Annotated in this window: 1 protein-coding gene; it reads right to left on the bottom strand. The window is 59.0% G+C overall.

What is annotated here, in order from left to right:
- Window positions 1-281: 281 nt before the first annotated feature.
- A complete protein-coding gene (locus ABIA90_RS45570; protein ID WP_354122415.1) occupies window positions 282-1328 on the bottom strand; it encodes an IS110 family RNA-guided transposase in 1047 nt (348 codons plus the stop codon).
- Window positions 1329-1417 lie beyond the last annotated feature (89 nt).

The following is a 1417-nucleotide window of genomic DNA, read 5'->3' as shown; positions in this document are numbered from 1 at the left end:
ATATGTGGACGGCCCCCGACTTGCAAGGATTGGCTTGGGCAGCATGCTCGGATCGCTTGCGCTCATATGTCCGGCCTACGATTGGGTCTGCGACCACTGGCCAAGATGGGCTTCGCGAACAGTGAGATCCAAACACGAGAACGGCATTTGCTGCCGGTGAACCGAGCGGAAACTCTCCCTGTTCGGCTTGCGCCGATCACACCACCTCTTCCTATCCTGCAAGTTCCAGCCTTAGCGTCAGACCTGCGGTGCTGACGCCAAACTTTGCATTTCGTTCAGGCCTATATCGGTGTTGCCATTGGAACTGCGTTGCCAATGGGTCGATAGCGCTCCCCGCTGATCATCAATTTCCAAGCGATCCGAGCCATCTTGTTGGCCAATGCTACCGCGACGAGTTTTGGTGGCTTCCGCGCGATTAAAGCTTTTAACCAAGGCCACATCCTACTGCCGCCCCGGCGTAGGTCGCCGATGACCGCGGTAGCGCCCGCGACTAAGACGCTTCTTAGCATCTCATCACCGGCGCGCGTGATAACACCGAGCCGGTTCTTGCCTGCCGTCGAGTGGTTTTTTGGCGTCAAGCCGAGCCAGGCCGCAAAGTTTCTTGCCGACTTGAAGCCGCGCGCGTCTACGACCTTTATTGATAGCAACGTTGCGCCGATCGGACCAACTCCTGGAATAGCCGCCAGTCGTCGGCTCATCTCGTTACCCCGATGGAGTTGCATGAGCTTCTTGTCGAGCGTGGCGATCTGATCATCAACACGTGCCAGTTCGGTCGCCAACGCCTCCACCAACTCCATTGCCAATTCGGGGACTGTCGCGTCGGCCCGAATATCGATCAGCAGTTGCTGAAGCCGCGAAAGCCCCTTGGGCGCGGTAAAGCCGAACTCTGCGGCGTAACCGCGGATCGAATTGGCGAGCTGCGTGCGCCTACCGATGAACTGGGTACGCACGCGCGTCAGCATCTGTGCGCCCTGTTGCTCGGGACTCTTGATCGGCACAAAGTTCTTGCGCAGTTTGGGTCGACTCGCCGCCTCGCAAATCGCCTCGGCGTCCGCCGCATCGGATTTCCCGCGCTGTACGTACGGTTTGACATATTGTGGCGGGATCATCGCCACCTCATGCCCCAGCGAACGCAGCTCCCGCGCCCAATAGTGCGATGCTCCGCAAGCCTCCATCGCAACAAGCGTAGGCGGCAAACGACCGAAGAACGCCAGAACCTGACTGCGTTTCAACTTACGTCGCAAGACCGGCTGCTCCATCCGGTCAACGCCATGCAACTGAAATACGCTCTTTGACGTGTCCAAACCGATGCGAACAATTGTTTCCACGGGCGGCTCCTTCTTTTGAGGTCATCGACGACCCCATCTTGCCACGCAGACCGGCGGAAGGGGGCCGTCCACCCCAACACGAGAGCCCG

The organism is Bradyrhizobium sp. LA6.8 (assembly GCF_040547935.1).
Taxonomy (GTDB): Bacteria; Pseudomonadota; Alphaproteobacteria; order Rhizobiales; family Xanthobacteraceae; genus Bradyrhizobium; species Bradyrhizobium barranii.
Note: the sequence above shows the minus strand (reverse complement) of the source record. Positions and strands in the feature narration are given on the sequence as shown.